Annotated in this window: 21 protein-coding genes, 2 tRNA genes and 1 pseudogene; 5 read left to right on the top strand and 19 right to left on the bottom strand. The window is 69.1% G+C overall.

The features are described 5' to 3' along the window. Window positions 1-51: 51 nt before the first annotated feature. From ACFRKB_RS28650 to ACFRKB_RS28635, 4 genes are all read right to left on the bottom strand, one after another. A tRNA-Leu gene (locus tag ACFRKB_RS28650) sits at window positions 52-144 on the bottom strand. Between the two features lie 198 nt (window positions 145-342). Further along, window positions 343-1,458 (bottom strand): acyl-CoA desaturase, encoded by a 1,116-nt coding sequence (locus ACFRKB_RS28645; RefSeq protein WP_383109415.1) that lies wholly within the window; start codon window positions 1,456-1,458, stop codon window positions 343-345. Between the two features lie 250 nt (window positions 1,459-1,708). Beyond that, entirely contained in the window at window positions 1,709-1,870 is a 162-nt protein-coding gene (locus tag ACFRKB_RS28640) for a hypothetical protein (protein ID WP_383109414.1), read from the bottom strand. 56 nt (window positions 1,871-1,926) lie between these two features. Beyond that, on the bottom strand, window positions 1,927-2,922 hold the full coding sequence (locus ACFRKB_RS28635) for a bifunctional lysylphosphatidylglycerol flippase/synthetase MprF (protein WP_383109412.1): 996 nt from the start codon (window positions 2,920-2,922) through the stop codon (window positions 1,927-1,929). 176 nt (window positions 2,923-3,098) lie between these two features. On the opposite strand from ACFRKB_RS28635, the gene ACFRKB_RS28630 reads away from it, so the two are divergent. Continuing rightward, window positions 3,099-3,192, top strand: a tRNA-OTHER gene (locus tag ACFRKB_RS28630). 565 nt (window positions 3,193-3,757) lie between these two features. Then, window positions 3,758-4,573: an AfsR/SARP family transcriptional regulator gene (locus ACFRKB_RS28625; RefSeq protein ID WP_383109411.1), complete on the top strand. Its 816-nt coding sequence runs from the start codon at window positions 3,758-3,760 to the stop codon at window positions 4,571-4,573. Between the two features lie 129 nt (window positions 4,574-4,702). Here the strand turns inward: ACFRKB_RS28625 and ACFRKB_RS28620 are convergent, their stop codons facing one another. The 10 genes from ACFRKB_RS28620 to ACFRKB_RS28575 form a co-directional block, all read right to left on the bottom strand. After that, window positions 4,703-5,923, bottom strand: coding sequence for a beta-ketoacyl-[acyl-carrier-protein] synthase family protein (locus tag ACFRKB_RS28620; protein WP_383109410.1), 1,221 nt, complete (start codon window positions 5,921-5,923; stop codon window positions 4,703-4,705). After that, complete coding sequence (locus ACFRKB_RS28615) at window positions 5,923-6,153, bottom strand: acyl carrier protein (RefSeq protein ID WP_383109409.1); 231 nt, start codon at window positions 6,151-6,153, stop codon at window positions 5,923-5,925. The genes ACFRKB_RS28620 and ACFRKB_RS28615 overlap by 1 nt, the downstream gene beginning before the upstream one ends. Before the next feature lie 99 nt (window positions 6,154-6,252). Continuing rightward, window positions 6,253-7,287 carry a beta-ketoacyl-ACP synthase III gene (locus ACFRKB_RS28610; protein WP_383109407.1) on the bottom strand — a complete coding sequence of 345 codons (1,035 nt, stop codon included), beginning with the start codon at window positions 7,285-7,287 and terminating at the stop codon, window positions 6,253-6,255. Continuing rightward, window positions 7,284-8,270 (bottom strand): ferritin family protein, encoded by a 987-nt coding sequence (locus ACFRKB_RS28605; RefSeq protein WP_383109406.1) that lies wholly within the window; start codon window positions 8,268-8,270, stop codon window positions 7,284-7,286. Before ACFRKB_RS28605 ends, ACFRKB_RS28610 begins: the two co-directional genes overlap by 4 nt. Continuing rightward, window positions 8,267-8,857 carry a flavin reductase family protein gene (locus ACFRKB_RS28600; protein WP_383109405.1) on the bottom strand — a complete coding sequence of 197 codons (591 nt, stop codon included), beginning with the start codon at window positions 8,855-8,857 and terminating at the stop codon, window positions 8,267-8,269. Before ACFRKB_RS28600 ends, ACFRKB_RS28605 begins: the two co-directional genes overlap by 4 nt. After that, window positions 8,854-9,399, bottom strand: a complete 546-nt coding sequence (locus ACFRKB_RS28595; protein ID WP_383109404.1) for a hypothetical protein — start codon at window positions 9,397-9,399, stop codon at window positions 8,854-8,856. Before ACFRKB_RS28595 ends, ACFRKB_RS28600 begins: the two co-directional genes overlap by 4 nt. Window positions 9,400-9,425: 26 nt before the next feature. After that, window positions 9,426-9,914: a type II toxin-antitoxin system RatA family toxin gene (locus ACFRKB_RS28590; RefSeq protein ID WP_383109402.1), complete on the bottom strand. Its 489-nt coding sequence runs from the start codon at window positions 9,912-9,914 to the stop codon at window positions 9,426-9,428. Between the two features lie 2 nt (window positions 9,915-9,916). Then, a complete protein-coding gene (locus ACFRKB_RS28585) occupies window positions 9,917-11,233 on the bottom strand; it encodes an aspartate aminotransferase family protein (RefSeq protein ID WP_383109401.1) in 1,317 nt (438 codons plus the stop codon). An 88-nt stretch (window positions 11,234-11,321) separates the two neighbouring features. After that, window positions 11,322-12,461 (bottom strand): acyl-CoA dehydrogenase family protein, encoded by a 1,140-nt coding sequence (locus ACFRKB_RS28580; protein ID WP_383109427.1) that lies wholly within the window; start codon window positions 12,459-12,461, stop codon window positions 11,322-11,324. A 48-nt stretch (window positions 12,462-12,509) separates the two neighbouring features. Beyond that, a complete protein-coding gene (locus ACFRKB_RS28575) occupies window positions 12,510-14,177 on the bottom strand; it encodes an aldehyde dehydrogenase family protein (protein WP_383109399.1) in 1,668 nt (555 codons plus the stop codon). Window positions 14,178-14,467: 290 nt separating this feature from the next. Between ACFRKB_RS28575 and ACFRKB_RS28570 the strand changes: the two genes are divergently transcribed. From ACFRKB_RS28570 to ACFRKB_RS28560, 3 genes and pseudogenes are all read left to right on the top strand, one after another. Continuing rightward, window positions 14,468-14,860, top strand: a complete 393-nt coding sequence (locus ACFRKB_RS28570) for a hypothetical protein (RefSeq protein ID WP_383109398.1) — start codon at window positions 14,468-14,470, stop codon at window positions 14,858-14,860. Window positions 14,861-14,874: 14 nt separating this feature from the next. Next, a complete protein-coding gene (locus ACFRKB_RS28565) occupies window positions 14,875-15,351 on the top strand; it encodes a hypothetical protein (RefSeq protein WP_383109397.1) in 477 nt (158 codons plus the stop codon). A 5-nt stretch (window positions 15,352-15,356) separates the two neighbouring features. Further along, a pseudogene (locus ACFRKB_RS28560) lies at window positions 15,357-17,606 on the top strand (FG-GAP-like repeat-containing protein); the annotation flags it as partial. A 21-nt stretch (window positions 17,607-17,627) separates the two neighbouring features. On the opposite strand, the gene ACFRKB_RS28555 reads toward ACFRKB_RS28560, so the two are convergent. The 5 genes from ACFRKB_RS28555 to ACFRKB_RS28535 form a co-directional block, all read right to left on the bottom strand. Further along, window positions 17,628-21,404, bottom strand: coding sequence for a CARDB domain-containing protein (locus ACFRKB_RS28555; RefSeq protein WP_383109396.1), 3,777 nt, complete (start codon window positions 21,402-21,404; stop codon window positions 17,628-17,630). Between the two features lie 356 nt (window positions 21,405-21,760). Beyond that, window positions 21,761-23,332: an AAA family ATPase gene (locus ACFRKB_RS28550; protein WP_383109394.1), complete on the bottom strand. Its 1,572-nt coding sequence runs from the start codon at window positions 23,330-23,332 to the stop codon at window positions 21,761-21,763. 78 nt (window positions 23,333-23,410) lie between these two features. Further along, on the bottom strand, window positions 23,411-23,989 hold the full coding sequence (locus ACFRKB_RS28545; protein ID WP_383109393.1) for a hypothetical protein: 579 nt from the start codon (window positions 23,987-23,989) through the stop codon (window positions 23,411-23,413). Between the two features lie 4 nt (window positions 23,990-23,993). Then, a complete protein-coding gene (locus ACFRKB_RS28540) occupies window positions 23,994-24,224 on the bottom strand; it encodes a hypothetical protein (RefSeq protein ID WP_383109392.1) in 231 nt (76 codons plus the stop codon). Then, window positions 24,221-25,999: a hypothetical protein gene (locus tag ACFRKB_RS28535; protein ID WP_383109391.1), complete on the bottom strand. Its 1,779-nt coding sequence runs from the start codon at window positions 25,997-25,999 to the stop codon at window positions 24,221-24,223. The genes ACFRKB_RS28540 and ACFRKB_RS28535 overlap by 4 nt, the downstream gene beginning before the upstream one ends. Between the last annotated feature and the right edge of the window lie 24 nt (window positions 26,000-26,023).

Genomic DNA, 26,023 nt, shown 5'->3' with positions numbered 1-26,023 from the left:
CACGGGGCGGGCCCGGGCCGGGGGCCGTGCCCAGCCCGCTCTCGTTGGCGGCGGAGAGGGCAGGATTCGAACCTGCGTAGGCCTGTAAGGGCCTGACATGGGGCTGGGCCCCGGTCCCCGATAAGCCGCTCCGGGCACCTCTCCCTGTTCCCGTCCCGGTTTCCCGTTCCGTTCACACGTAAGATTCTGCCAGAGCCCCCTGATATGCCCCTGACAGCTTCCTGACGCGCCATCGGGCCAGTGGTTGGGCCTGCCAGCAGGTACGCAGAAAACACCGGATCGGTGACCGCCTGCCTGGTGCCGCGGTCACCGCTCCGGTGTTCTCGTCTGGTGAAGCGCTGCTCAGCCCGCGCGCCGCCGCATCGCCGGCTCGGCCTCGCCCCGGCGTACGGGCGCGCTCACCTTGTGCAGGAAGCCGGCGACCTCTCGGTACGAGGCCCAGAAACCCACCTCGTGGTAGGGCACGCCGCGCTCGGCGCAGTACGCGCGGGTCAGCTCCCGGGCACGGGGCAGGTTCTTCTGCGCCATGGACGGGAAAAGGTGGTGCTCCACCTGGTAGTTGAGTCCGCCGTACAGGAAGTCGATGAGCCACGACGGCCGGATGTTGCGGGAGGTGAGCACCTGCCGCTCCAGCCAGTCCAGGCTCTCCGCCTCGCCGTCGCGGACCGCCATGCCTTTGTGGTTGGGAGCGAAGATCATGCCGAAGTAGAGGCCCTGGACGAACTGCTGGACGACGAGGAAGACGACGGCGAGCAGCGGGGGAAGCACGGTGAACAGCAGGGTCAGATAGATCACCGCACGCAGCAGGATGAGCGTGGCCTCCAGCACCGGACGCTTGGTCTGGCCCCCCGAGATCGCCTTCACGGCGGTCTTGCTCATCTTGAGCGACTCCAGCACCAGCAGCACGAAGAACAGCACGCTCTGGTAACGCACGATGAAGCGCTTGACGCCACGTCGGGCGGCGTACTGCTTGATGTCGAAGATCGCGGTCCGGCGCCCGATGTCCGGGTCCATGTCCAGGTGGTTGGGGTTGCTGTGGTGCCGGTTGTGATGGTTGACCCACCAGCCGTAACTCGCCCCGTTGATCAGGTTGGCATGGATGTATCCCACGGCTGTGGCCACCCGCTTGTCGCGGAACATCGCCTTGTGGCCGGCGTCGTGGAACATGTACGCGCACTGCGTCCCGCACAGCCCCATCCACGCGGCTACGAGTAACTGCCACCAGGAGTCGCCGAGGAGGAAGAACGCCGTGAAGCCCGCGGCGAGGAGCAGGGCGTTGAGCGCCAGCCGGCCTATGTAGTAGCGCGGGTGAAAGTCCATCAGACCTTCGGCTTTCACGCGCTTCAGAAGTTCGGAGAACGTCGCGGACGCTTCCATGTTCCGTTGAGGCGGGGATGAACGGCGCACGTCGAGCGATTCGGCGGAGCCGTTCTGGTAGGGGACGTGCGGCGACGACATACGGTGCACTCCTTGGGCTGACACGCCCGGTGGTCAGGCGTTGGTTCGGCAGCCGTCCCACGGTCAGGAGGCTGTGCGGTGAAAGTCATGGGAAACGCCATGGTGGTCGCGAACCGTGCGCGCGCTCGTGCCATAGCGGTGCGGCGCGGTGCGGTGTGCCGCACGCCGCGCGAGCCCATATGCGATCCAGCCTTGCCTATCGCGCTGATGCGGTCCTGATGCTGGGCTGACCGGGCCGGGACGGCGGAGATCAGGCCGCCGTCGTGTCCTGGCGCAGCCGGTCGTCCAGGGCCAGGAGGATCCCGTCGGCCTCGCGGGCCACCGACTCGTCGTCGGGAAGCCCCATGATGCGCATCAGCTGCTCGACCATCGACTGGCGCAGCTCGTCCGTGGTCAGAGAATCGTGAGGCATGATCTTCCTTCTCGTGGAGGGTGATGCATGAGGGGCGCCACTGGCGCGGCCATGGGTCAGAAGGCGTTGCTGACCCGGAAGATGTGGGCGAAGCCGACGAGAGAGGCGTGGTTCTCGAACGCGACGTACTCGGGGATGACAACGTCCGCGGCCCACTTCTGCTTGTAGGCCAGCTGCGTCTGCGCAGGGTAGAGGGCGCCGCCCTCGGCCCAGAGGAAGTGCATCAGCCACTGGAAGGCGGGGCTGTGGCCGGACACTTCGTGACACGCGTCCAGGCCGGTGAAGGGCGTGAAGCCGAAGTGCAGCCACTCCTCCCCCTCCTCGCGGAACACCTCGATGGCGTGGGCGTTGATGGCTTCCATCAATCCCGGGGAACCGTCCGGGATCCGACGGCTCAGGTCGTGCATCCACCCGGAGCGTTCGCCGAACACGGGAGAGTACGAGATGTACGCCACCGGATCGTCGTCGATGGTGCCGACGAAGAGACGGCGAAGCGGTTGCACCGCGCCGCCGATCTGGCCCACCAGGAACTCCAGAGGCCGGGCGCCCTCACCTTTGGACCCGAGCCAGGCGCGATCGATCGTCTCCAGGCCCTCCCGCCAGTCCGACGCCCGCACTTCCTGGATCTTGAGTCCGTTGCGGTGCGCCCGGGAGATCTTGTTGCGCAGCTGCATGAAGCGCGTGCCGCGCAGGGTGAGTTCAGGGATGCGCACGGCCCAGGAGGCGCCGATCTGATTGACCGTGAAGCCGCGACGGCCGTACGCCTCGGCGTCGTGGCGCTGAAGCTGTACGCCGACGAGGCTGAGGCCCTCTCCGTGTACCTGGGAGACGAAGCGGTCGAGCAGCGTGTCGTAGGACGCCGGGTCGGCGAAGGGGCCGCCGAACTGAACGGCGTAGCGGCCGGCCCGGCGATAGGAGATCACCCCGTCGATATCGGGGACGCTGAATATACTGTTTCCCTCGTTCAGGGCGAGGAAAGAACTGGGGTTCTCGGCATGGGTGTATGTCTGCACGGCCCGGAGAACCGGGCCGTCCGTTTCGGTCGCGGACACGTGGCCCTCCCTCTCGAAAGAATTGAACGAGGAAAGTAGAGCACCGAACGGCTGAATACCGGAAGAGGGACATTCGGGGATGTCCGAGGCATGTCAGGTCCGCGTCAGGGTGGTATCAGAGGGGCATGGCATTGTTGTTCTCGTGAACGGCCCGGACCGCAACCGGGCCCCGTTCTGGAGAGGTGCCCGGAGTGGTTTATCGGGGACCTGAGTTTCGGCTCAATGGTCGGGTCTTATGGATCCACGCAGGTTCGAATCCTGCCCTCTCCGCAAAGACTTGTTATGCGCCCGCCGAATACCCGCGACCCGGGCGAATGATCCAGCCCGACAGACCCTTGCCGTGCCAGTCCGGCGGAGGGGATCGTCCGTATGCCCGAATTGTCGGAATAGATGCGACGGGCGATCATGTGGCGACCTGGGCGGGGTGACCTGGGGTGAGGTGACGTATTCGGACCGTGCGTCATGGGGCCGTAGAGTGCATTTCCGGACAAACGGCGATGCCGCTTTCCTGGGCGCACTAGCACGACATAAGGCCGGTATGGAAGCCCGCCGGAGCTTTCCCCGGCTGGCCACGCCACTAATAACACCTTCCCACGTGAATGCTTCTATGGCAAGATCCTTGTACAACGCCATGGGGGGCTGCGCTGCAACTGGTGCAGCGTCACCATCGGTATCGGTCAGTCCGGCGGTGACGGGGGGAGAGACATTGATGTGCCGATTACTGGGTATGCCGAAACGCTCGTGACGGTTGGCTCCGCATCTCCACGCCAGCGATTCTCAAGGCAAGATCACGTCCGTATTCCTTACCAAACCGTAAACGGCAAGGGAGCATGATGTGCTGAGCTTTTCGATTCTCGGAGCGTTAGAGATCCACACCGAGGCAGGCCAGGTGGAATTGCCGGGCGATCTGCAGCGGACTCTCGTCCAGGTGTTGCTCATCAGCGAACGTCAGCCCGTCGGCGGGGACGTTCTGATCAACGAGCTGTGGGGGGATTCGGCCCCCGACAACCAGTCCAACGCCCTCCAGGCGCACGTCAGTCGGCTGCGTCGTCGGCTGAGATCCCTGGAACCTGAGCGTTCCGTGTCCCGCCTGACGGTCCACCCCTCGGGTTACCGGCTGGCGGCGGACGACGACGAACTCGACGCCGCCCAGTTCGTCCGCAGGATCCGGCAGGCCGAGATGGCGGCCCTCACCGACCCGGCCAAGGCGGCGGACCTGCTCCGGTCCGCGCTGGCGATGTGGCGCGGGCCCGTTTTCGGTCAGCTGCCGGGTGGCACCGTGTGCCGGCTCGCCAGCGCTCGTTTCGAGGAACACAGACTGCGCGCACGGGAGCTGCTGTTCGACGCCGAGCTCAACGCCGGACATCACTCGCGCATCCTCGCGGAGCTCTACGAGACGCACATCAGCAACCCTTTGCGGGAACGATTCTGTGAGCAGCTCATGATCGCGTTGTACCGGTCCGGCCGCCAGACCGACGCCCTGGACACCTATCGCCGCATGTGGCAGCACCTGTCCGAGGAGGTCGGAGTGCAGCCCTCTCCCTCGCTGCGCCGCGTGGAGCACGCGATTCTCTCCCATGACCCGTCCCTCGCCCTGGGAAGCGGTGTCGAGCTGTTACAGCCCGACCTGACCGGCGCCCGAAGGACCTGAGGCCGCGCATCACCAGGCGGTGCCCGGTGATGGGAAGGGGCAGCCGACCCTGTGGAGGGCCGGCTGCCCCGGTGCGGCCGTGGTGATCAGGCGGCGGCGATCAGACCGCGGTGATTCAGACGGCGGTGATCAGGCGGCGGCGATCGCCAGGACCGCGTTCTGTCCGCCGAAGCCGCAGGAGTTGCTGAGCGCCAGATCGATCGGCATGGACGTCTCCGAAGCGGCGATCTTGATGTCGATGCCGGGATCCGGAGTGGTCAGGTTGGCGGTGGGCGGGACCACTCCCTGGTCCACCGACAGCACGGTGAGCACGGCCTCCACCGCGCCCGCCGCGCCCAGCAGGTGCCCCGTCACGCCCTTGGTGGAGGTGACGAGCGGATCGCCGGTGAGCGTCCGCTTCAGCATGTTGGCCTCGGCCAGGTCGTTGAGGGGCGTGGAGGTACCGTGCGCGTTGACGTGCTGTACCTCGCTCGGGCCCGCGCCCGCGTCGGCGAGGGCGGCCCGTACGGCCGACTCGATCCCGGCGCCCGTCGGATGGGGTGACGTCATGTGATGGGCGTCGGCCGAGGCTCCGTAGCCCACGATCCGCCCCCGGACGCGGGCCCCGCGGGTGCGGGCGTCCCGGAGCCGTTCGAGGATCAGGATGCCGGCGCCCTCACCGGCGACGAACCCGTCCCGGTCGGCGTCGAAGGGACGCGAGGCCGCCTCGGGTGCATCCTCGCGCCGGGACAGGGCGCCCATCTGCGCGAACCCGGCCATCACCAGCGGCGTGATCAGAGCCTCGCTACCGCCGGTCAGGACCACGTCGCAGCGGTCGAGGGCGAGGAGATCGCGGGCGACGCCGATGGCGGTCGCGCCGGAGGCGCAGGCCGTGGACACCACGAGGTTGGGGCCGGTGGCCCCGAACTCGATGGCCGCCTGACCGGCGAGCATGTTGGGCAGCTGCATGGGCAGCAGCAACGGGGAGACCTTGCCGGGGCCTTCCTGGAGCATGACCCGGTGCTGGGCCTCCACGGTTTCCGGTCCCCCGTCACCGTTGCCCAGGACGACGCCGACGCGGGCACCGTCCCAGGTCTTCGGGTCCAGCCCGGCATCGGCCAGCGCTTCGCGGGCGGCGACCAGCGCGAACTGCACGAAGCGGTCCAGGCGCAGAGCACGCCGGGCGCCCAGCAGGACATCCGCGTCGAACCCGGGGACCCGGCAGGAGATCCGTACCGGGTTCGACTCCAGCAGAGGGTCGAAGGCGGCTGTGGAGCGCCCCGAACGGACTGTCGTCCAGGTTGGCGCCACCCCGATGCCGCCGGGGGTGACCAGACCGACCCCGGTGACGGCCACATCGATGCCGGCCATCAGATCTTCGCGCCTCGCTCCTCCATGAGCGCCACCATGTCGCCGACGGTGGCCGCTTCCAGCAACTCGTCGTCGCTGATGGTGAGGCCCAGCTCGGACTGGAGCATCAGAGACAGCTCCACGACGTCGAGTGAGTCGAGTTCGATGTCCTCCCGGGTGGCCTCGGGTGTGATCAGCTCGGGCGAGACCTTCAGCTTGTCGACGAGGAGACTCTTGAACTGCTCGAACATGACAAACCTTTCGATAATGGCCCTGATGGCGGGGCGTCTTTCGCTGACGCTTGGATGTCGCTGTGTGCGTGGAGCGTGGTGGAACAGCGGTACGGACGCTCAGAACGGGGTGAGGTCCGGCCAGGTGAGGGCGGTCGCGCCCCAGGCCAGCCCGCCGCCGAACGCTGTGAGCAGCACCTTCTGACCGGAGGACAGCCGGCCGTCCTGTGCGGCCTGGGACAGCAGCAGCGGAATCGAGGCACCGCCGGTGTTGCCGACGTGCTCGATGTTGGACAGTTGCCGTTCGGCCGGGATGTCCAGCCGGTCCGCGACCGCGGCGAGGATGCGGGCGTTCGCCTGGTGCGCGGCGAGCCGGTCGATGTCGGTGAGCCGCCAGCCACGGCGTATGACCGCCTCCCGCGAGGCGGCGGTCATGCGCTCTACGGCGTGACGGTAGGTGTCGCGGCCCCGCATCCGGAAGAAGTGGTCTCCCGGGGGTGCGGCGCGGCCCGAGGAGCGCTGCCGCGAGCCACCGGCCGGCACCTGGATGAGATCGGGGAGGTCGCCGTCACTGCCCAGGACCAGGGGGCCCACGGCGCCCGGTTCGTCCGGCCGGCCGGCACGCAGCACCACCGCGCCCGCCCCGTCCGCGAAGATCACGGCGGTGGCGCGGTCCTCGGCGTCGATGAGGGTGGTGAACGCGTCCGCCGCGACGAGCAGCACCCGGTCCGCGATGCCCGCCGCGATCAGGCCGCAGGCGGAGGCCAGGCCGTAGAGGAAGCCGGTGCACACGGCGGCGACGTCGAAGGCCGGTACGCCGGTCAGGCCGAGCCGGGCGGCCACGGCCGGGGCGGTGGCCGGACACAGGTGGTCCGGAGTGGTGGTGGCGAGCACCACCGCGTCGATGTCCGCGCTGCCGGCCGATTTCAGTGCCCGCCGGCCTGCCTCGACGGCCAGGTCGGAGGTGGCCGTTCCCGGGGAGACCACATGGCGCGTGGCGATTCCGGTGCGGCTGCGGATCCACTCGTCCGAGGTGTCCAGCCGGGCCGCCAGGTCGTCGTTGGTCACCACGCCGGGCGGTACGTACGACCCGATGCCGGCCATCACCGCGGTCCTCCCCGCGGGAGCCCGCTTCTCCCCGAGGACGGTGCTCATCCCGTGCTCTCCTGGCCACCGGCCAGCACTTCGACGGGGAGGCCCATGTAGGCCATGCGGGCCTCGGCCATCTCGTCGGTCCACTGCTCGGCCATGCCGTAACGCTGCTCGGGGGTGGTGTCGAGCATCCGCACACCGGGCCACAACTCGTAGTCGCCGATCTTGTCGGCGTGCTCGTACATGCCCTTCTGGAACATCTCCTCGCGGGGCAGGACGTACTCGCGGTCGGGGAGCCGGTCCCAGAGCCGGACGCCGTCCCGCAGGATCTCCAGCAGCCTCGGCCTGTACTCGGGGTGCTTGACGACGTGGTCGCGCAGGATGGTGCTGGCCACGGTCAGATGCCGGATCTCGTCGATGGCGGTGCCGCGGGAGATCTCCCCGGTGGCGGGCGAGAGCGGGGTCCACTTGCGCTCGCTCAGCTCGGCGGCGGGTGCCAGTACGCCCTCGATGACGATGGCGAACACGGCGACGCCGCCGATGAAGTCGGACTGTTCCGTGACGATCTCGTCGGTGAACTCCTTCACCGGCTCCAGCACACGGCGCCGGTAGTCGGCGGCCATCTCGTCGATGTCCCGCAGCAGGCTGTCGGCCGGGTGTCCCAGCTCGACGAGATGGTTGCGGAACACCCGGGCGTGCCGGGCCTCGTCGATCAGCTGGGTGGCGTAGAACTCCATCTCCGGGATGCCCGGGGCGATGGTCACATAGCGGCCGAGGACGCGGGTGGCCATCTCTTCGGACAGGGCCCGGAAGCCGAACTCCAGGGTGAGGGCGTCCCGCAGCGGGCCCGGTTCCTTCAGGAACTCGGGTACGACGGCGTCGGCGTGGTGTCCGGTGTCGCCTCGGTCGCGCAGGGTCCCCTGCGCCACGGAGGTGAACCAATAGGAGAGGTCGCACTCCTCGGGGCCGAGCGTGAGTTCCTTCGCACCGTCGAGCAGACCGGGTGCCTTGTCCCAGTCGGCCTCGGGCGCCACGAACGCGGTCATGCTGTGGTCTCCTCGCTGGTCTGACGGCCCCGACCGGGATCCCGGGCAGGGGTGAGCGGGCCGGTGAACAGTCCGCCGGCGTAGCTGAGCAGGGGCTCGCCCGCGCCGACGGCGGCATGGGTCACATAGCCGATCAGTACGTCGTGGTCCCCCACCTCGGGGGAGCCGGAGAGCCGGCAGGTGTAGTGGGCCAGCGCGCCGTGCAGCAGGGGCGCGTGTGCGTACGGTTCGGGCTCCCACCCCAGGCCGGCGAACTGGGCTCCGCCGTCGGGCCTGGAACTGTCGGCGAAATAGCGGGCCAGCTCGACCTGCTCGGCCGTCAGTACGTTGATGACGTAGCGGCCCGAGGCCGCCGCGAGTCCGGCGAACTGCGACCCGCGCCTGAGGCACGCCCCGAGCAGCAGCGGCTCCCGGGACACCGTGGTCAGCGTGCTGACGGTGGTGCCGTGCGGTTGTCCTTCGTGGCTGACCGTCAGCACGGCCACCGGGGACGTGAGGTGGTACAGGGCCCGGCGCCGCCGGAGGCGTCCATCGGGGGTGCGGTGCCCGCGGGCCGTCCCGGTGCGGGTCCGCAGCGTGGTACTCATCGCACGGCCTCCTGCCCGGCGCGATCGGGGACGGGGGTCCGCGCCGCGGGGACGTGGCCCACGGGCGCGGGGTCGGTCACGTGTCCGACCGGCTTGGGGTGCCTGATCCCCAGGTCGTCCAGGAGGCGCAGATAGCCGGGTTGGCGCACCGGTTCGAAGGGCAGCGCGAAGGACTTCATGAAGTTGCCGAACAGCCCCCGGTCGCCGAAGAGATGGAAGGGGAGCATCAGCAGGGCCCACTCGGGGCCGATCAGCCAGCACCACAGGGCCGCGACCACGGCCTGGGTGATGAGGCTGTGCATGACGTTGTACAGAACGTAGTACGCCTTGGCGATAGGACGGCCGCCGCTGCGCCGGAAGGCGATCGCGCCGGGGAGGTACCCGAGCAGGTCGATGTACAGGAACAGCGCGATGGCCGGTATCCAGCGGATTTCGCCCAGGTGGGCGATGATCAGACCGGTGGTGACGGCCAGGCCGACAAGGTACTCGGCTCGGTGCAGTGAGTAAGTACGGGGCGTCTCGAACGGGTTGGCCTGATCCACGGCTCAGCTCCTGTTGAAGCAGCGGGTCACGCTGCGGTGGTTTCCGGGCGGACGTCATCGAGGCTCGCGTCGCCGAGCAGCCGGGTTCCCGGGTACATGCCGGTCACGGCCCAGGCGACGCTCTCCTTGATGACGCGCTCGGCGATGGGGTCGAGGATTCCCTGCAGACTGGGGATGCCGAAGTCGAAGTCGGCCTCGAAGTCGACGGCGACGTCGGCTCCTTCCTGCCGCAGCGTCCACAGTCCGGTGAAGCTGTCGAAGTCGCCGTCGGTCTGTTCGAAACGGGCCGTCAGGTCCTCAAGGGAGAATTCGTCCCGCTCGGTCCAGCGCAGCAGCCCGCTGCGGAAGTCCAGTTCCCAGCTGGAGCCGCACTCGGCGGCCGGCAGCGTGGCGTGCACGGTGGTGGTGCGCACATGGGGAGCCAGCTCGGGGTACCGCTCCCACTTGATCACCGATTCGAAGACCGTCCGCGCGTCCTCGGAGGGGACCAGCGCCTTCAGTTCCACATGCCGCACGATCAGTTACCGCCTTCCGGCATCCGGGCCGCGCCCTGGACGAGGTCACGGGTTGCCTTGTCGAACGAGTCGAGGAGGAATCGCACGTCGGTGCCGGTCAGGGTGGCCGGCGGAGTGAACCGCACCACCGCGCTGCCGTTCATGGAGTGGTTGGCGACGACGCCGTTGTTGAAAAGCTCGATCAGCAGCTCACCGGCCAGGCCGGCTTCGACCAGCTCGACACCGATCAGCAGGCCCCGGCCGCGCACCTCCACCAACAGGTCGGGGATGTTGCGGCGGGCGATCTCGGTGAGCTTCGGCAGCAGGGTGCCGCCGAGGTCGACGGCCTTGGTGACCAGCCTCTCCTCCTTGATCGTCTCGATGGACGCCTGGACGGCGGCCATGAGCAGCGGTTGTCCGGAGAAGGTCGCGGTGTGGAGGAAGGGGTCCTTGTCGAAGGGACGGAACGCCTTGCGGGTGGCGACCGCGGCCGACACGGGCAGTACGCCGCCGCCCAGGGCCTTACCGGTCAGCATGACGTCGGGGACGATGCCCTCGATGTCGGCTCCCCACCACTCGCCCAGCCTGCCGAGGCCCGACTGGATCTCGTCGAGGATGAGGAATCCCTCGTACGCGCGGACCAGTTCCTCGACCCGCTTCAGGTAACCCTTGGGCGGGATGATCACGCCGCCCTCGCCCTGGACGGGTTCGAGGATGACGCAGACCTCGCCGGGGTGGGCCGACAGCTCGGCCTCCAGGGCGTCCGCGTCCCCGAACGGCAGGTGCAGGAAGTCGGGTACGAGCGGCCGGAAGGGCCGCTGGTACACGTCGTTGGCGGTGGCCGAGAGCGCGCCGAGTGTCTTGCCGTGGTAGCCGCCGCTCATGGAGACGGTGCGCTTGAACCCATTGGCGCGGGCGAGCTTGAGGCCGGTTTCCACCGCCTCGGCACCCGACAGGGCGAAGTGCACCCGGTCCAGGCCCTCGGGCATGACCGACACCAGCGCCTCGGCGGCGCGGGCGGCCGTCGGTTCGAGCAGAATGCGGGTCGCGGTGGGGTGGGTGCGCAGCCGGCGCTCGACGGCCTCCACCACCCGGGGGTGGCGGGCGCCCATGATGAACACCCCGTAGCCGCCCGCGTTGAGGAAGCGCTCCCCGTCGCTCGTTGTCAGCCACGCACCGGAGGACTCCACCTCCATGTGACTGCCGAACAGCTCGGCGAGTGTCGCCCGGCCCTTGCTGAGGTGGGCCCGGTAGAGCCGGAGGATCTCCTCCTCCGGGCTCGGCGTTCCGGTGCCGGGCGCGGCCCCGGTGCCGGACCGGGTGTCCTGGATCACGGTCACGAGATGTCACTCCAAAGAGACGTGCGGATGGCTCGGGAATCGCGGTGGTCGGGGACCGCGCGGGGGCCCAGTGGCGCTGCCGTGCTCGTCAGGCCAGTTCGAGCGACTCGCCACCGAAGTAGCGCAGCAGCGGCTCGGCGGCCGCGGGCCTGGCCGGCGGGTGGAAGGCGAGCGGGCGCACCGACGCGGCCAGCCGGGCATGTCGGGAACCCTTGATGAAGTCCATGCCGCCGAGGAGTTCCAGGGCCCGGTTGGCGTTGGTGACCAGGGAGTCCTGCACGCTGTAGCGGGCCACCAGGGCGCCGGCCACCGCTTCCTCACCCGCCACGCCGGTCTGCACGGCTCGCGCGGCGCCCTCCAGCAGCGCCACGGCCGCCTCGTGGTGGATCGCGAGGGCCGCGCGCTCGGTGGCGTCGCCCCGCTCGCGCGTGACGACTTCTTCGACGAGGGCGGCCGTCGCTCCGGTGTACCCGGCGGAGATGAGCAGCACGAACCAGATGAACCCGGCTGTCTGGAGGTCGTCCAGCCGGTGCGGGTCGTCGGCAGAGGTGCGGACCACCAGCTCCTCCGGGACGAACACGCCCTCAAGGCGCACCTCGTCGCTCTCGGCGGCGGCGAGCAGGTCGCTGCCCCAGAAGGGGTGGACGCTCAGGCCGGCCGAGTCGGCGGGCACGAGCGCGAGGGCGAGCTCGGGCGTGCCGCCGGCGCCCGGTACGGAGATGCTGGCCGTCAGCAGATCCATCGAGGACGACAGGCTGCACGGCTTCTTGGAGCCCGACAGACGGTAGCCGCCGTCGACGGGCTCCGCGGCCACGGTCGGGGCGAGAATGTTCTGCTGGGTGCGTCCCTCGGCCCAGCCGGAGGCCATCAGCTTCCGCTCGGGCACGATCCGGTGCAGCAGGTCCACCTGCGCGGGTGTCAGCCGGTTCCGCCGGTCGGCCAGCGCGTAGAGCATGGCGGCGGTGAAGTGGTGCATGGTCGTGGCGGCGGCGAGCGACGGGGAGACCGCGCCGATGGCTTCCTGCACCCGTACGGCCTCCAGGGGGCTCGCTCCCAGGCCGCCGAACTCGACCGGGATCAGAAGACCGGCGCCGCCGTGAGCGCGGAAGACGTCGATGGACGTGCCGCCCGGCTTCTCGCGGTCGTCGTACGGGATCTCCTCCAGGGCCTTGAGCAGCCCCGGGTGGTACTGGTCGCACGTGGCGCGGGCTTGGTCGAGAGAGCGCAAAGGCAAAGCTACCTCCGGTGGGAGAGAGTGCGATTCGGTAGGGGGCGCTCAGGCGCCGAAGACCGCCTCGTAGGGGCTGACGTCACGGGCGATGCTCACGCCCTGCAAATGGGAGGTCTTGAGCATCGGATAGTTGGCCTCGCCGAACACTCCGCCGGTCAGGCCGGTGCCGCCGTGCGTGGGCAGGTAGGGCACACAGCCCATGTGCGAGTCGTTGATCTTCAGCAGCCCGCCGTTGGTGATCTGCCGCACGAAGGTGTCGATGACGCTGTCGGACCGGGCCCACAGCGAGTTGCGCAGTCCGTACGGGTTGGAGTTCGTGAAGTCCACGAAACGCGACAGCAGCTCCTCGTCGGAGGCCGGCTCGGCGACGACGACCGGTATCAGCGGGAAGAACGTCTCCTCGCGCACCATGTCGTACTCCCGGGCGCGGGCCAGGCCGTCGACCCGGACCACGGTGGGCTGGAGGAAGACGCCGGTGTCCGAGGGGGTGCCGTCGACCTCCGTGCGGTGCCCGCCGGTGACGAGTTCGCCGCCCTGGTCCAGTGCCTGGTCGAGGAGGCGGAAGAAGCGCTCGCTGCGCCGGACCGGGGAGAGCAGGACGTCCTCCTCCTCCGGATAGCCGGGCCGGATCCGCTTGACCTGCTCCTTGAGCTCGGCCAGCAGCTCGTCGGCCACGGCGGGGTGCACCAGGACGCCATTGGGCACCATGCAGATCTGACCGGAGCCGTAGAACGCCTCCGTGATGGCCTCGACGGCCTTGGGGATGTCGGCGTCGGACCAGACGACGACGCTGTCGTTGCCGGCCAGTTCCAGGATGGCCTTCTTGCCCTTCTCGACGCACTGCCGCTCGAAGCGCAGGCCCTCCTGGCTGCCGCCGATGTAGAAGATGTCGTCGATCAGGGGACTGGCGACCCACCGGTCCAGAGTCTGCTTGGGGTTGGCGCACAGGGCGTTGAGTGTGCCGGGCGGGGCGTCCAGCTCGTCGAGGATCGGGGCGACCACGTCCCGCATCAGCCACATGGTGCTGAGGGCGATACTGCGCGGGGCACGCATGATGAGGGCGTTGCCGGACATGAGGCACAGCACGCCGAGGGCGGCGCTGGGCAGCGGCGCGTTCTGCGGGGGGTTGAAGGCGACGACCCCGTCGGGCTGCCGGCGCACGATCAGCCGGCGGTCGCCGTGCCGGAACTCCGTGTACATCTGCTGCTGGTACCAGCCGAGGCTTTCCTCGCTGAAGATCTGCAGCAGAGAGCTGTGTTCCCAGCGAGCGAGCTTGGCGGGGTGGGCCTCGGTGATCAGCATGTCGATGAACTCGTCGCGGCGGCGTACGAGTTCCTCGCGGAAACGGTGCCCCAGGAGCATTCGGCGCTCCAGCGGCACGGCGGCCCAGCCGGGCGCGGCGCTCGCCGCGGCCTCGCTCGCCAGGTCCAGCGAGGCGTCGCCGGCGACGGCGCAACGGCCCACGACGTACGGGTGCCGGGCCGCGTCCGCGTCGGCGTCCCGCTCCAAGGTGCGCTTGAGTGTCACGCTGGTGAACACGTCGTCCAGGAGGGATCTGCCGCTCACGGTGTAGACCCATCCCTCGCCCTCGATGTCCTTGCCGGCGACATAGAGCGGGTAGCTGCGCAGGGGCGCCTGACGTTCGTCCGCCGCACCGCCAGAAGGTGCGGAACGTACGAGGGATGTCTCCTCTGTTGTTCCGTCCGAGAGCATGAGTGGCCTTTCGGGGTTCGTTTCCAGTGCTTTCCGGCACAAGGGAACAAGGCGCCGAGTAATTCGATGGTGTCAGCCCGCCCTGACTCCCTCCTGACACCCGGCTGATCCCTCATCAGGGCGCCCTTTTCCCGCTTTCACGCGGGTGCGGAAGAAATGCGGAGTGCGGCGTCACCGCCCCGGCAGGCGTATGTCAGTCGGCTGTCAGGGCGGTGAGTCACTCTGGGCGGAGTGCCTCACCGAGAGGGCGGAATATGAGGAAACTGACAAGACTTCGGGCGCTGTTGCCCGTGACCATCCTGGTTGTCGCGACGGGCGCGGCGGGCAGCGCCTCCTCCGCATCCGCCGACGTCGGATGTGAGATCCGGGAGAACTCACCGCATACGGACTGGGGAGAGATGTCCTTCCCCGTCGACCTGTACTGCACCAACACACCGGGCGATGTGACGTCGCAGTCCTTCTACGGCAGCCCGGTCACCGGTCGTATGACCAAGACGACGAGCTGGTACGTCTGCTGGAAGGTCGGCGCCCCGCATGCCGGCAAGAACAGCGTCTGGTACTACACCCAGGGTGACGAGGTCGTGAACAACCCCGGCCAGCAGGGCTGGGGTTATATGCCGGCGGTCGCACTGGGCACCACGAAGGCGCCCTTCCCGGGGTTGCGCAAGTGTTCATGGGGATAGAGGTGGTCGACCCAATGCGTACGACAAACGAGACGGCGGGGAAGAGCCCGGCCGCCCGGCTGCGGCGGTTCGGCCGCACTCTGGCCGGCGCGGCGCTGCTGGTGCCGCTCCTGGCCGGCGGGATCTCCACGGGGACGGCGAGCGCCGCCACCTGCAACCTGCAGGAGAACGTCCTCCAGCAGGACAAGCTCGGCAACACCTTCCGTACCGACGTCAAGTGCGACAACACAGCGGGCGACGTCTACGGCCGCGCGTCGTTCGACAGCCCGCTGACCGGTATCAAGACCTCGACGCTGAGCACCTTCGTCTGCTGGACCCGAGGCCAGCCCCACGCGGGCGGCAACACGATCTGGTACTACACCAAGGGCGACCAGGCCCTCGCTCCGTTCGCCGCGTTCGAGGGCTGGGGGGCAATGCCCTCCAGCGCGCTGGTCATGCCGAGCGACATCACGCATCCCTTCCCGGGCCTTCCCCGGTGCCCGTGGTACTGACGGAGATGGAGCAGAGCATGGACGTGCGTAAGACACCCGGACTACGCGCCCGGAAACCAGTGATCGCGCTCAGTCTGATCGTGGCGCTCTCGGCCCTGGGCACAGGGCTGGGCATGGCCGCGACGGGCCCGGATTCCGGCAGCACGGCAACCACCGCGGCGACCGGTGCCACGGTGTCGGCGATGGCGAAGGCGAAATCGTCGGGCAAGCCGGTGGAGATGGTGGAGCAGCGGACCGAGTCGTCCGAGATGCACGCGAATCCGTCCGGCACGGTGACGGTGACGACACATATGACACCGGTGCGAACGCGTCAGGGCGACAAGTGGGCCGCCATCGACACCGACTTGCGGCTCCTCAAGGGCCGGGTGGTGCCCAAGGCCACGGTGGCGGGCCTGGAACTCTCCGATGGTGGCACCGGCCCGCTGGTGCGGCTGAACGACCGTGAGCATGTACTGGAGCTGAGCTGGCCCGGCTCGCTGCCGAAGCCCGTACTGAACGGGCCGACGGCGACGTACCCCGAAGTGATGCCGGGCGTGGACTTGCGGATCAAGGCCGAAACGGCCGGCTTCTCGCAACTGCTCGTGGTCAAGAACGCGAAGGCGGCGAAGAACCCGAAGCTGAGGAAAGTCGCCTTCGGCCTTTCGTCCAACGGTCTGAAGGTGACCGGTGACGAGAAGCGGGGACTGAAAGCGGTCGACACCAAGGGACGTACGGTCTTCTCCGGCCCCGCGCCACAGATGTGGGACAGCGCGAAGGACGAGAAGAAGAAGCATGCGGTCATGGAGACCGAGGTCACCGGGAAAAGCCTCGCGGTGATTCCGGACCCGAAGCTGCTCACCGGCCCCGATATCACCTATCCGGTGTATGTGGATCCCACGTTCACTCTTAACACGTCCAACTACACAAGCGTCAACCAGATCTATCCCACCTCGACGATCGGGTGGAATGACCGCAACGACACCAAACTCAGTGTGGGGAGGTATTTCTACAACAGCGTGCCCAACGCGTATCGCGGGTTCCTTCAGATGGATGTGCCGAATCTGGCGCCGGGCCGCGTCGTGACGAAGGCCAGCCTGACCTTCAAGGACGAGAGCTTCGGCAGCTGCTCCTCCATCCCCCTGGAGCTCTGGCACACCGGCCGTATCTCCTCCGCGACCACATGGAACAACCAGCCCGCCTGGAACACGAAGATCGCCACCTACGGCTGCACCACGGGCACCGTCACCCAGGACGTCCGCAGTGTGGTGCAGGCCGCCGCCCAGACGGGTTCGACCCTGGTCGATTTCGGCTTCAGGACCACCGCCGCGGCCGAGGGAGGCAAGACAACCGACTGGCGGTGGGTCGTGGCGCCCAGCGCGACGCTGAGCGTGGAGTACGCCTACAACGGCCAGTGCTTCCTGGTGGACCAGGTGGACCACAAGGACCCCGACGGCACGGCGTTCACCAAGGAGATGAACTGCGAGAGCAAGGCGTCCGAGACCAGGATCGAGCCCTACAGCACGGCGCAGACGACCGGACAGCTCCAGGCGGGTCCGCACAGCTTCGTGTGCTGGCGCAGCGGTGACATGAACGCCGCGGGCAACCGCATCTGGTACTACGTCAAGGCCGACACCGCTTCCGGGTGGACGAAGTGGGGCGGCTGGGGCTACGTACCCGCCGACAGGATCACCGGCGCGGGATCGGAACCCTATCCCGGCCTGCCGGCCTGCAATGTCTACGAAGTCACGCCCGGCATCGCCTCTCCGCAGGACTTCAACTCCGACGGCCTGTCCGATGTCGTGGCCCTGCAGTCGGACGGAAACCTCGCTCTCTACCCGGGCAACGGCAACGGCACGCTCGGCAACAAGCGGATGCTGTGGACCGACGGCAGGGGCAACGACTACAAGAATGTCTTCACCGGCGACTTCAACGGGGACGGCAACACCGACATCGCGGGCTTCGAGGGTGCCTGGCCCGGCTACGTCGTGTGGTGGTGGGCCGGAGACGGCAATGGAGGACTCGGTGAACGCCGGCCGCTGATGGACAACCGGTACAAGACACAGGCCCAGTTCAACCCGGGCCTGCACGCGCCGTGCCGCTTCGTCTTCGCCGCGGACTTCAACAGCGACGGCAAGACCGACATCATGGCCGGCTGCGGCCAGGGCTCGGAGCAGGGGAACTACGACGCCGACAGCCTCTGGTGGTGGCCCGGGGACGGCGACGGCGGGATCAACGCCAAGATCGGCGCCAGCCTCGGCTGGGAATACGCGTCCGTCGCCCGCACGCAGACCAAGGTCTCACCCCTGGACATCACCGGCGACGGCCGCATGGACATCTCGGAAATGTTCTCGGCGACGAGTCTGCATCTGAAGGCGGGCCCCGGCGCGCTCAACGCCAACTACGGCACGGGCACGCTGACCAACTGGCCGCCCAATGGATTCGGCACGGTCACCAAGGTGTTCGCGGGCGACTTCAACGGCGATCGCAAGGGTGACATCGCCGGTGTCGACGCGAGCGGACAGCTGTGGTGGTGGCCCGGCACCGGAACCGGATCCTTCGGCACTCCGGCGAAGATGTCGGCCGCCACGGACTGGGGTTCCATGAAGGACATCAAGTGATCCGGTCGCGTATGGCGTTGTGAAGGCCAGGGTGCGTTTCTGGGCCTTGGCCGATGTGGTGCCGCCCGTGATCACGAAGGTGGAGCCCGGTTGGGTGACTATGTGGCCGTCAGTGGAGTTCGTGATGGTCACGTTGGTCAGGGTCGCGTCGCCGCGGGCGCCGCTCATGGCGAGGATTCCCGCGCCGTTGTTGGATTTGTCGATCTTGACGTTGCTGATGGCGACGCCCGGCATCGTGCCGCCGCCCGTTTTGAACTGGATGCCGTCGTAGGTCGAGTCGTGGATGTCGGTGTCGCGGATCGTGACCCCGGGGATGTCCCGGCTCTGGGCGAAGAGGGTGATGGCGCCGAACTCCTGGTCCTCGTTCCAGAAGGCGCCGCCCGTGCGGTGGAGGGCGTTGTTGGCGATCAGGGTCTGGCCGGAGAAGGGGAGGGGGTCGTGGTCCGTGGCCAGCATGATGCCGGGGTAGTTGGCCGTGTCGTAGACCAGGTTGTTCTCGATCTTGTTGCCGTAGCCGCCGTAGACCGCGATGCCGGTCGCCCGCCAGGGCAGTTGGATCGTGTTGTTGAGGAACTGGTTGTCGTGCGCGATGTCCGTCGACGGGTTCTTCACATAGCGGTTGGCCCAGACCGCCAGGGAGTCGTCGCCCGTGGTGCGGAACGAGGAGTTGAAGACGCGGGAGTTACTGGTGCCGTTGGTGAAGTTGATGCCGTCGGCGTAGGTGTTGCGGATACGCATGCCGCTGAACTGGAGACCGTCGGCCGGGCCCCAGAGGTCGGGGATGTTGTCGTAGTCACGGCCGACCCAGACGCCCACGTTGGCGTGCTCGATCCAGACGTTGGAGATCTTGGTGTCCTTGCCGAAGCGGCCGTTGAGGCCCACGCCGCCCTCGGCGCCGCCCGGACCGCCGCGGATGGTGCCGGAGCCGAAGATGGCGATGTCGGAGATCTGGGTGTTGTCGTCGATGTCGAAGCCGAAGTTGCCCTCGTGCGGGTGGTTGATGCTGCCGACCGCCTGGTGCGGCTCGGTCAGGGTGTAGAGCTGGGAGTGCCACATGCCCGCGCCGCGGATCGTGACGTCGCGGATGCCCACCTGGTTGTACTGTCCCCGGTCCAGCGGGTCATCGGTGAGGATCTTCTTCTCCTGCCGCCACTGCCCCGGCGGGATCCATACGCACGCGATGTCGCCCTCCTGGTCGGCCGTGACCGCGCGCTGGATGGCGGCCGTGTCGTCGATGCCGTCGTCGGGGACCGCGCCGTACTCGGTGATCGAGGTGCACTCGGCCGGCTTGCTCGCCGGGGGCGCCACCTGCTCCAGGTCGATCAGGTCGATGATGTAGAACGCGGCGGAGTCGCCGGCGTCGCGCTGGAGCCGGAACTTGGTGCCGACCGGGTAGGTCGTCGGCAGCAGGGCGTGCGACTCGTCGAAGAGGCGACGGGCGTCGGCCTGGGGCGTGTTGGTCAGGGACTCGGGCCCGTCGGTGTTGCCGTACAGCCAGCTGTGCTTCGACGAGAGGGTCAGCTTACGGACGAAGGTGTCGTTGACGTAGAGGCTGATGGTGGCCTCGGTGCCGCCGCCGTTCGGGGCGTCGGGGATGGAGTTGCGTACGACGATGGAGTTCGAGGGGTTGGTCGAGGTGAACTCGACGAACTGGCCGGTGGAGTTGAGCCGTACCGACTTACGGCCCGAGGACTCGGTCGCGAAGTTGGTGTGCCCGAAGGTGCGCAGCGGGTCGGTCTCCAGCAGAGTGCCCTGGTAGCGGGCGGCCTCGGCCTCGTACTCGACGTACGGGACGGCCGCCCCGCGGCCGACGACGATCGAGCGCGAGAACGCGTTGTTGGTCTCGTTGGTCTCGGCGACGACGTTGGTGGCGTCGGCGGTGGCGACGATGGTGGCTCCGCCGTTGGTGGCCGTCCAGGTGCCGTTGACGCTCACATCGGCCGTCGCGCCCGCCGCGATCGGCGGGGTGTCGGTGTCGAGAGTGGTGCCGCCCACCACCACGCGGGTGACCGTGGTGGCGCCGGAGCTGGTCGTCCCCCGGTTCTTCACCGCGACGGTGAACCTGACCGCCGCTCCGACGGCCGGGTTCGCGGGGCTGGACTCGATACCGAGCACCTGGAGGTCGGGGCCGGGGCTCTGTCCGACGACCAGGTCCGAGGGCGCGGTGAAGCTGTTGTTGTCGTTGTCCTGCTCGACGATCGTGTCGGTGGGGTCCACCAGCGCCGTGACGCGGTAGCTGCCCGCCGGGCGCTTCCCGATGTCGACCGGGACGGTGGCCGAGGCCCCCGCCGCGAGCGCGGACACCGGAGCGCTGCCCGCGACCACGCCTCCCAGGCTGACGTTCACCGTGGTCGCGCCGGAGGCGGCCGTTCCCACGTTCCGCACCGTCGCGTTCACCTTGGTCGCGTCGCTCTCCACGGGAGACGCCGGGGTCCACGACAGCGCGGAGACGGTCAGGTCAGGATTGGGGGCCGGGACCCCGATGACCTGGAGTTCGGCGACCTGTCCGCCGGTCGCGCCGGTGTTGCTGAAGATCTGGAGCTGTACGTCGGCGGCGCGTCCGGTCACCGGGATCGTGACCGTGTTCTGGTTCGACGCCGGATTGAAGGTGTAGTTCGCGCGGGCCAGGAGTGAGGTGAAGGAGGTCGCGCCCTGGTCGCGGCCGAGTATCTGGAGGTTCTGGGTACGGGTCGCCCACACCGGGTCGGGGTTGAGCTTGATGACGACCGAGGAGATGTCGGCGTTGGCGCCGAGCTTCACCGTCAGCGTCGACGGGTGTCCCGCGGACTCCCAATAGGTGCCGGTATTCCCGTCGTTGGCGTTGCGGGCGACGTACGTGAAGACCGTCGACGACGCCTCGATCGGCTTGCCGCGGGCCAGATCGGAGCCGTCCGCGCCGCCGCCGCCGTCGCCACCGCCGTCACCCTCCGGGCCGTAGACCTCGAACTCGGAGACCTGCGCGGCGGGCCAGCCCGTGTTGCCGGTGATGTTCAGCCGTACGTACCGGACGGTCGCGACGGTGAAGTCGATGGTCACGGTGTTGCCGGAGGCCGGGGCGAACGAGTGTCCTCGCGCGGCGGAGAGGGTGCTGAACGTGGTCCCGTCGGTGCTGCCCTGCACGGCGAGGGCCTGCGTACGGGCTTCCCACGAGGACGGCAGTCCGATCACCACGCGGTCGGCCGTGACCTCGCCGCCCAGGTCGACCCGGATCCACTGCGGGAAGGCGTTGGCCGGCCCTTCCCAGTACGTCTGCCGGTTGCCGTCGGTGACGTTGGCGGCGGGGTGGTTCCCCTCGGACCCGCTCGCCGAAGCCGCCCTGCCCTGGGCCAGGTTGGGACGTTCCGCCGCGTGGGCGGGACCGGAGCCGGCGGCCGGTACGGGCAGGAGGCCGACGGTGATCAGGGCGGCGACGAGCGCGCCGATGATCAGCCGTCGGCGGGGCTGTTTCCGTTTCATCGTGTGTCCTCTGTTCTGTCGGAACGAGAGAGCCTGGGGGGTACGAGAGAACGGACAGCCCACGGGTCCGGGCCGGCCGTACGACGCGCGGGTGCGTGGGGGCGAGGCGCGCGGTGCCGGTGCGCCGGGCCCGCTGTGAAGTTGCACGCAAGGTGCAAAAAAATTGAGCTAGTTATCCATGTTTTTGCGAGTCACAGGCTGCAATCGCGTCGCTGATTTGTCAACGGTTCTCGCACGCCCACTGATTCGCGTCCGACAGCCGCGAATCAGCCGCCCATGAGTCAGCCGCCCATGAGTCAGCCGCCCATGAGTCAGCCGCCCATGAGTCAGCCGCCCATGAGTCAGCCGCCCATGAGTCAGTCGCCCATGAAGACGACCCGGCGCGAGGGGCCCGCCGTGCCAGGAGCCGCCGTGGTGAGCGAGCGGCCCGCGGGGACCGCGCGGTCGCGGCCCCAGGAGCGGATCTCCTCGATCTGCTCGGGGTTGGTCCGGCTCATGGGGGAGGCGTTGGCGAAGGTGTCCTCGACGAACGAGGGGTCGAGCCCCTTCGGGTCGTCGCCCTGGAGGTGCAGTTCGGCGCCGACGTCGTGGAGAGCGGCTTCGATGTCCGAGCCGGCGAAGCCGTCGGAGAGGTCGACCAGCAGGTCCAGCCGGTCGGGGGCTGGCTCGGCCTTGACGTAACGGCGGTAGTAGAGCTGGATGATCTCCCGGCGGTCCTGCGCGTCCGGCAGGTCCACGAAGAACAGCTCGTCGAAGCGGCCCTTGCGCAGCAGCTCCGGGGGGAGGCTGCGGACGTCGTTGGCGGTGGCGACGACGAACGCGCGCGAGTCGGACTCCTGGAGCCAGAAGAGGAACTGGCCGATGACCCGCTGCGGCACCCCCGACATGTCGTGGCTGCCCGCCAGGCCCTTCTCGATCTCGTCGATCCACAGGATGCACGGCGCCACGCGATCGGCGGTCTCCAGCGCCTCGCGCATCCGGCCCTCGGACTCGCCGAGGTACTTGCCGTGGATGCTGGCCATGTCCAGCCGGTAGAGAGGCAGCCGCCACTGGGACGCGATGGCCTTGGCGGAGAGCGACTTCCCGCAGCCGGGCACGCCGACCAGGAGGGCGCCGCGGGGCGGCCGGAGGCCGGTGCCGCGGAGGTCGGAGTGCATCAGCTGGTGCTTGCGCCGCAGCCAGTCGCGGAGATTGGTGAGCCCGCCGATTCCGTAGTCCTCCTCGCTCTTGAGGTGGATACGTTCGAGCCCGGCCAGATCGCTGAAGATCCGGTCCTTGGAGCGGGCGAGGGCGAGGACGTCGTCCTTCTCCACGGAGCCCTTGGCGACCAGCGTGGCCATCAGGTTGACGGCCTCGCCCTCGGTGACGCCCTGGAGGAACTCCGCGGCCCGGCGCGCGTCCTCCTCGGTCCAGGCGATCGGCACGACCCCGTGGTGGTCGGCGAGGAAGCCGTGGATCGTCGCGTACATCTCGTCGGGGTCGGGGAGTTCGAGCTGAAGGCTCATCCCGAGCCGCTGGAGACCGCTCCAGATCGGCTTGTCGGTGATCAGGACCAGGCTGCCCGCGTTGGCGTCGGCGAGCCTGGCGAGTTCGGCGACATGCCGGGTGAAGGGGGTGTCGGTGTCCAGGTCGTCCGGGTCCACCAGCACCAGGGTCGCGTTCGGCCGGCTGCTGAACTGCGCCGCCGCGAACTCCATCGCGCCCGTCAGCGAACGGTCGTCCTGCACCGTGGAGTTGGACCGCAGATCCCGCAGGCCGGTGGCGCGCGTATAGATCCAGAACGGCAGTGCCGAGCGGCGCGGCTGCGCGGCGATCTCCTTCACGAGGCGCAGCGCACGCGGCTGTTCGATGGTGCGCAGGCCGATGACCGGCACGCGTGCGGTGAGGTAGTTGTCCAGGTCGTCGCGGCACTCACGGTAGTTCGGCATGCGTGGCCTTCTGCTGAGGGAAGGGGTGTATGAGGGGAGTTCTCGATCAGAGGGGCGTTCTCGACAAGCGGCAGGGGGTTACGGCGGGGTCACCCGGCGTCTGCCCGTCGCCGTCGGGTCGTACGACCAGCCGCCGGTCGCGGCGGGCTCCGCCGTGGGTACGGGCGGCGGCGCGGAGGTCACCGCGGTGAGCGGGTTGTCGCGCAGCGTCCGCCGCCGGGCCTCGACGCGGCGCGGGTCGCCGCCCTCCGACGCCATGCTCTCCACGGCCCGTTCGAGGTCCTGTTGCAGCGTGCGGGTCGCGTCGTCCACCATCTTCAGCAGCTGGGGCCGCAGGTCCTCGGGCAGCCCGGGGTGGGTCGCCAGGGCCCGTACGGGATGCAGCCCCGACCGGGCCTGCGCCAGGGCCCGGCCGACCGAGAACTCGTCCGCCGCCTCGCCGAGCGCCGTGCCGAGCGCGTCGGCGCAGCGCTGGAGCCGCGCGGAGAGCGCGTCGGTGAGCCGGAGCCGCAGCCGGTCCCAGGTGTCGGCGGCGAAGTCCTCCTGGCGCAGGGCCGGCAGCCCCGCGCCCCCGGACCGGCCGCCGGCCGCCCAGTCGGTCAGGAACGCGGCCCAGGTCTCGTACGTACCGCCGTGGGCCCAGAGACTTCCGGTCACAGGTTCACAGGTCCTTCTTCGGGCGCCGTACGGTCATCTCGCCCGGCGGCAGCGGCTCCCATTCGGGCAGCCCCTCCACCACCTTGCGCAGCCGGGAGGTGACGCGCTCCTTGGGGCGCGCGGGGGCGGACGCCCACGGCGAGGCGGCCGGGGACGGCGCGGGCTGGGACGAGGGGGGCTGCGGGGTCTGGGGTGTCCCCGGGACGACGCGCCTGGGCTGCTGTTCGGGGATCACGGTGTCTTCTCCTCCGCCGGCTCGGTGACGGTGCGGCCCTCGTACGGCGACGAGGCGTGCGCGGCGGTCGCCAGCGAGGCGATCATGGCGCGGGTGGCGGCCTCGACGGCGTCCGCCCGCTGGAACCGGCTCTGCCAGTCCGTCAGTTCGGCGCGGGCCGCGCGCAGGGTACCGACGGATTCCTGTTTGGCCTGTTCCAGGGACTGCCGCGCCGTCTGCTGGAGCTTGCGGGCCCCCTCGGCGCGGTTGCGCAGGACCAGCGCCCACACCCCACCGACGATCAGCGCCGCCACAAAGGCGAAGCCGACGTGGAACGGCATGAACAGCAGCAGGACGGCGAGCACGATCCCGCCCGGCAGCAGGGCCTTCTGCCGCCACGGGAAGGCCAGCGAGTCGATGAACGGCCGGGCGTGCCCGTCCCAGTGCGCCACCAAGGACGCCTCCAGCGTCTCCAGCGGCGTCGTGAACGAACCCGACCACGGCGGCAGCGCGAAGGTCTGCGCCCCCACGCCGTGCGTCGTGGCGAAGTACGCCCCCACGTCCGGCGGGATCGCCGCCCGGTAGTCCCGGCTGAAGGAGGCGTGCGCCCGCTTGAACCAGCTGTGGCAGGCGGCCACCGAGAGCCGCTGGGTGGCCGGGGAAGCCCCGATGGCCTGTGGGTTGAGGGCCGAGGTGGTCTGGACGGTGAGGTAGTCGAGGGTCTCCTCCAGCGACGCCGAGTCGAGGTCGGCGGCCTGCTTCGCGGCGTCCAGATCGCCGCCGTTGTCGATGACGGCGTGATTGAAGGCCAGATCGCGGCGGAGCGGCAGTTCCTCGTTGTCGTACTCCCCGACCAGCCGGTCCAGGATGTCGTCGACCGCGTCCTCGATACGGTCCGAGGGCCGCGACTCGCGCGCCATCATCTCGGTGTACTTGTCCAGTACGGCCTGCTGGGCGCGGGCCGAGGAGAGCACGGCGTCCAGCTGGGCCCACTGCGGGGACACCGCGGCCAGCCGCGGGAAGTCGGCCAGGGCGGACGGCGCGCGCAGCGATTCGATCTCCGCCCGCCAGCGGGTGACCTGGGCGGTCTCGGTCGCCTCGTCGGCGAGCAGCGTCTCGCGCCAGGTGGCGAGGGTGTCGCGCAGCAGCTCGCGCCCCGCCGCGCCGAACGCGCCCTGCGAGATCGATTCGAGGATCACCGCGAACTCCCGGCCGAGCGCCGCCGGGTCCTGGACATTGAGGTAGTGGCGCAGCCAGCGCACCGCGCCGGCGTGCCGGCCCTGGCGGCGCAGCACGAGCGCGAAGAACAGCGAGGTGCGGTCGGGGGAGCGGCGGAACGCCTCCTCCACGGCCCGCTCGCACAGCGACCGGTCGTCCGCCGCCCAGCTGGAGAGGGCGATCAGCGCGGGGGCCAGCCAGTAGCGCGGGGTCTGGATCATGAGCTGCTCGCCCACGTTCCGTACGGTCTCGTCGGAGACCAGACCGGTGTCGAAGGCCTGGAGCATGCCGACCGCCGAGCGCCTGACCACCTTGTGATGGCCGAACTCGTGGTCCACCTTGTCCTGGATCACTCCGACCCGGGTCTCGGCGCGCTGGACGTTGGCCGTCAGCTCGGCCTGCTGTACGAACGTCATGAAGTCGGCGCGTAACTGCTGGAGTTCGGTGCGGGTCTCCTGCTGGGCCTGGCCGACGGCCGACACCTGGCCGGAGACCGCCCCCACCTGTTCGCCCAGCCGCACCACGAGGCTGTTCACGCGATCGACCTGGCGCCGCAGGTGGTAATCCACCTCGGACATGGATCCTCCGTCGTTGTCTGTGGC

Origin of the sequence: Streptomyces scopuliridis, from assembly GCF_042790125.1 — a bacterium.
In the GTDB taxonomy this organism is placed as follows: domain Bacteria; phylum Actinomycetota; class Actinomycetes; order Streptomycetales; family Streptomycetaceae; genus Streptomyces; species Streptomyces scopuliridis_A.
Note: the sequence above shows the minus strand (reverse complement) of the source record. Positions and strands in the feature narration are given on the sequence as shown.